The 5,122-nt window shown below is 70.5% G+C and carries 3 protein-coding genes; all 3 read left to right on the forward strand.

The window, feature by feature from the left end; all coding sequences use genetic code 11:
* A partial coding sequence (locus tag CAPSK01_RS08775; protein ID WP_034925324.1) for a tetratricopeptide repeat protein occupies window positions 1-2,433 on the forward strand: 2,433 nt, incomplete at its 5' end.
* Between the two features lie 640 nt (window positions 2,434-3,073).
* Window positions 3,074-3,586, forward strand: coding sequence for a YbaK/EbsC family protein (locus CAPSK01_RS08785; protein WP_034925330.1), 513 nt, complete (start codon window positions 3,074-3,076; stop codon window positions 3,584-3,586).
* A 226-nt stretch (window positions 3,587-3,812) separates the two neighbouring features.
* Window positions 3,813-4,415, forward strand: coding sequence for a MarC family protein (locus CAPSK01_RS08790; protein WP_034925332.1), 603 nt, complete (start codon window positions 3,813-3,815; stop codon window positions 4,413-4,415).
* The last annotated feature ends 707 nt before the right edge of the window (window positions 4,416-5,122 follow it).

Raw genomic sequence — 5,122 nt, forward strand, 5'->3', positions numbered from 1 at the left:
GAGTGGTGGACGCGCAGCGGACTCTTCCGCGACGGCGCGTGCTTCGTGAGCTTCGAGCAATTCACCAGCGCCGAGCGCGTCGTGCAGGTCTTCGGCTGTTACCTCGCCGGCGAGAACTTCAACCAGTTCCCGCCCAGCGAGCAGCGGCGGCGCGCGATCGAGTTCATCCAGCAGCAGCAGGTGCTGCTCGTCTGGGACAACTTCGAGAGCACGCTGCCGCAGTTCAACGACGCCGCCAGCCCCTACACCGACGACGAACGCCGCCGCCTCGCCGAGCTCTTCGCCGATCTCACGCGCGGGCCGGGGCGCGGCGCGCTGCTCGTCACCTGCCGTCCCGGCGAGACCGGCCTGCCCGGCGCCCGCCGCCACGAACTGCACGGTCTCGCCCGCGCCGACAGCCTGTGGCTGCTCGCCGGAATCCTGCAGCGCCACGACCTCAAGCTCAGCGATCCCCGCCTCGGCCGCGAGAGGCTGGACCCGCTGCTCGACGACCTCGCCGATCACCCGCTGTCGATCGAACTCGTCGGCCCGCACCTGAAGACGCTCACCCCCGAGGCCATCCGCGCCGACTTCGCCAGCCTCCTCGCCCGCTTCGAGCAGGCAGCCCCGGCCGCTCCCGACGGCGGCAAGGGCCGCAACTCGTCGCTGCTCGCCTCGCTCGAATTCTCGCGCCGCCACCTCAGCGCCGCCGCGCGTGCCGCGCTGCCGTGGCTCGGCCTGTTCCGCGGCGGCGTCTTCGAGGCCGTCCTGCTCGACGTCAGCCAGCTCCGCCCCGAAGACTGGCAGCCGATCCGCGCCGAGTTGCAGGGAATCGCCCTCGTTCGCGTCGAGGACGAGATTCAGATCGCGAACCGCCCGTTCCTGCGCTTCCACCCGACGCTCGCCGCCTCCACGGCCGACGACCGCCTCGCGCAGCAGCCGGAGACGCGGCGGCGCTTCATCGACGTCTATGGGGCCGTGATGCAGATGCTGAACAAGATGCTGCGCGGCTCGCAGTCGCGCGCCGCGCTGGCGATTCTCGAGCGCGAGGAGGCCAACTACCGCTGCGCGGTCCGCTGGGCGATCGGCGATGGGCGGATCCGCGAGGCCGCCCTCCTCGGGGAGACGTTCCGCCACTATCTCGAAAGGTCCAACCGGCTGCGCGAGCGCGACGCCTGGGTGACGATGCTCCGGGATGCGACGCGGCAGGGCGCTTTCACGGAGGATGCGGCGGTCTACGAGAGACAGGCTGCTTGGACACGTCTCCAGCAGGGCGATCCGCAGGGCGCGGTGGAACAGCTTCAGGCGCTGATCGAGCGGCTCCGCTCGACGACGGAATTCGATCCGGCGTTTCAGTTGGCGCTGGCCGTACCGTACCTGGGCAGGGTGCTCCACGCTGCGGGCGCTTCGAGCCAGGCGATCCCGATTCTTCGCGAAGCCGTCGGGCTCTGGGAAGCGCTGGTCGAAAAGGCGGCTGGCGAGCCGTGGCAAGCGCTGCTGACCACGGGCGAAGCCGCCAGGGCGGCCAACACGCTGGCTAACCTCGCGGCGACCCTCGGCGATCTGGCGAACGCGCTGAGCGGCACAGGCCGACGCGACGAGGCGCTGGCGGTCGCGGAAACCGGCCTTCGCATCCATGCGGTACTCGGCAACCAGCGCGAGCTTGCCGCGGGTCATGGCCAATGCGCCAGCGTCCTCACGGCCGCCGGCCGTTACGACGACGCCGATGCGCGCTACGACCTCGCCCTCGCCGCCTCCCGCGACGCCGGCGACCAAGAACTGGAGGGAGCGCTTCTCCAGCATCAGGGCAGCCTCGCCGATGATCGCGGCCAGTGCCCCCGGGCCGTCACCCTCTACCAGCAGGCGCTAAAGCGCTTTCAGGCGGCGGGCAATCAAGGTTCGATGATGCGGACCTACAACCTCCTCGGCGTCGTCGAACAGGACGCTGGCCGTCTGCCCGAGGCGCGCGCCTGGTACGAGAAATCCCGGCAACTCGCCGTCGCCTTGCAAGACCAGCGCAGCCTCGGCCGCGCCGCCCAGAACCACGGCATCGTCTGCCGGCTCGAAGGCGAAGCCGCACGCGCGCAGGGCGACGAGCCCGCCGCGCGGCGCAGCTTCGAGGCCGCCCTCGCGTCCGTCGAGGAATCGCTGCGGATCGACCCAGCGCTCGGCAACCCACCCGACGAAGCCGGATCCCTGGGCCAGCTCGCCATCATCCACCTCCGCCTCGGCGACCTCGCCGCCGCCGAGCGCCACGCCGAGGCAGCGCGCGAGTTCCACGAATCGCTCGGCCTGAACGACGTCTGGAGAGACTACAACACCCTCTCCGAGATCGCCGCCGCCCGCCAGGACCCCGCCGCAGCTGCCGGCTGGGCGCAGAAGCGCGACGCCAAGCTCGCCGAGATCGAACGCCTTGCCGGTGGCGGTGATGGCGTACCGAACCGGATGCTGTAGGCCCTGCAAGCCCTCACCCTGGCTTGCGCCCAGGCCGCCTTCGGCGGCCAGTCGATCGACCCCGATGCGGTAGAAGCCCTGCGCACCCTCGACGGCTACCCGGCGCCCTTCCCGATCTTCGCCGCCGCGCTTGGTCAGCTCGCCGCCGGCCAGCTCCCCGCGATCCCCACCACGCTGCCGGACGAACTACGGGAGATCCTGACCGCAATCGTCGAAGCCATCCGCCAGGCTCGGTCCGGCAACTGAAGCGGCAAGGTTCAGATCGCCCCCGCCTGACGCAGGCGGCCGATCGCCGCCGCCTCCCAGCCGAGTTCGCCGAAGACCGCGCGCTGTGCTGCCCGCGCGCAGGCACCGCGTCCATGCGCGGCGTGAAGGCTTCGACGGCGCCGGGCGGCGGCAGCGCCGGAATGTCGCCGGCCGGCGTCGCCACCTCGGCCCACCGCCCGCGCGCGCAGTGGCGGGGCGAGAAGCTTTTTCCCGATCTGCGATGGGCGCCTCCCGGACAGCACCTTCGCGGACCGAGCCTGCGCGCGTCGTCCCGGCGATCGGCGTCGCTGTGGCATAATGCCGGCCTTTCCCGTGCCGCCACACGGCGCCGCTGCGCCGCCGGGTGCCGGCGCCAGACCACCTGCCAGTGCCCATGCAAACAGAGACCAGACTCCCCGAAAGCGCCCAGCGCGTGGCCGATCTGCTGCGAACGATCGGCCACGGCCAGCCGGTCGTCCTGTTGCCGGCGAGCGGCCGGACTTCCGCCGAGGCGGCGGCCGGCCTCGGTTGCCGCGTCGCCGAGATCGCCAAGTCGATCATCTTCCGCCGCCTTGCCGACGATACCGCCGTGATGGTCGTCGCCAGCGGCGCGAACCGGGTCGACGAAGCGAAGGTTGCCGCCCTGGTCGGGCCGCTCGGCAAGGCCGACGCTGCCTTCGTCCGCGCACACACCGGTTACGCCATCGGCGGCGTCTGCCCGATCGGGCACCTCAGGGACACGCTCGTACTCGTCGATGAGGATCTGCTTGGTTTCGCCAGGATCTGGGCGGCCGCCGGCCATCCGCATGCCGTTTTCGCGCTGTCGCCACAGGAACTGCTGGCGATGACGGGAGCGCCGGCGGTCGAGGTCGCCTCGCGCGACTCGGCCAGCCGAACACCCGCCTGACCTGGCAAACCGGAGCAGCGCTCGAACTTCGCGAGCCGCCATCACCGGCGACGAGAAGCACGACCAGGGCGAGATCGTCATCGTGTGCTGGCTGTTCGCCGGCGATGCGCGCGTTCATCTCGCAATCTCGACAGGTTGACTGTGTCCTGGCGGCTAATACTTGAAGAGCCGGCCACCGACGCCACTTTCGCAGTAAGATCGCCCGGTCGCCCGCGTTCCCCTCGCCATGAACTACACCTTTGCCTCGGCCACCATCCTGCTGCTGCTGATCACTGACCCGATCGGCAACATCCCGATCTTCGCCAACGCGCTGCGCCACGTCCCCCCCGAGCGGCGCGCCTGGGTGATCCTGCGCGAAGTGTTGATCGCCTTCGTCCTGCTGCTCACCTTCATGTTCGTCGGCGAGGGATTCCTCCGCCTGATGAACCTCAGCGAGCTGTCGCTGCAGATCGGCGGCGGCGTGATCCTCTTTCTCATCGCGCTGCGCATGATCTTCCCGCCGCCGAGCGGCGAGACGCCGGACAGCGTCGGCGAACCACTGATCGTGCCGCTGGCGATTCCGGCGATCGCCGGCCCTTCGGCGCTGGCCACCGTGCTGCTGCTGGTTTCACAGGCGCCCGACCGGCGCCTGGAGTGGATCGCCGCGCTGGGCATCACGATGGCGGTCAGCGCCGTCGTCCTGGTGCTCGCCGAGCGGATTCAGCGCGCCGTCGGCGATCGCTTCGTGGTCGCCCTCGAACGCCTGATGGGCCTCGTTCTGGTCGCGATGTCGATCGAAATGATGCTGCGCGGCATCAAGACCTTCGCCAGCCAGCTCGCGCGTCTCTGAAGCGCAGCGCCAGACACCGGTCAGAGCGAGGCCGCCGCCGGGCCGGCGCTACGCCGTGGCACCGCGCCAGGCGCAGCGCCGCGACTTGCCGGCGACGCTCAATTCCAGGATGCCTTCGCGGCGCCGCGAGCAGCAAACCGCAGGCGGTGCAGGGCGCCGGCCCATAGGTAGGCGCGTCCGCCGGGGCGCTGGCCCGGACCAGCTGCCGATGGCAATCGCGCCCGGGTTTCGCTGCCGAGCATCGCTAGCGGGCGCTGGTGGTCGGCGCGCCCGCCGTCGGACGATGATTCGCATCTCACCGCCGCAGCGTGGGCAGACGAGCGGAAAAACCTCATAGATCCAGATCCGCGGAGCAGCAGCGCCCAGGCGTAACGGGCGACGCGACGGGGAATGGTTTCCTCTGCCCCATCCTTGCTCCTTACTGCCAGACGAGGCGCTCGGGACCGTGATTTGCGCAGCGGTCGCCGCGATTGGCTCAGTCTCAGTCGCTGTGGCAAGCGGCGCGGTCGGACTCTCTGGCACGCCAGCGAGCGCGAGGTGACCTGTGCGCGTAGCGGTGCTCCAGCGCGAAAGGCGAGCGAGCGCAGCAGCCGTTCCAGGCCCGGACGGTCGGCTCCTTCGACGCGCACGCTGGCGTCGAGCGAGAAGCCGCCCCCGTGATCCCAGTTCGCCATCGTCTCGGCGTCTTCCGGCTCGAGCACACCGCG

The organism is Candidatus Accumulibacter vicinus (genome assembly GCF_000584955.1).
In the GTDB taxonomy this organism is placed as follows: Bacteria; Pseudomonadota; Gammaproteobacteria; order Burkholderiales; family Rhodocyclaceae; genus Accumulibacter; species Accumulibacter vicinus.

Bases quoted from the DNA above. Each gene is read 5' to 3' on its own strand.
- CAPSK01_RS08785 (WP_034925330.1), top strand. From the start codon at position 3,074: ATGCAAACAGAGACCAGACTCCCCGAAAGCGCCCAGCGCGTGGCCGAT.
- CAPSK01_RS08790 (WP_034925332.1), top strand. From the start codon at position 3,813: ATGAACTACACCTTTGCCTCGGCCACCATCCTGCTGCTGCTGATCACT.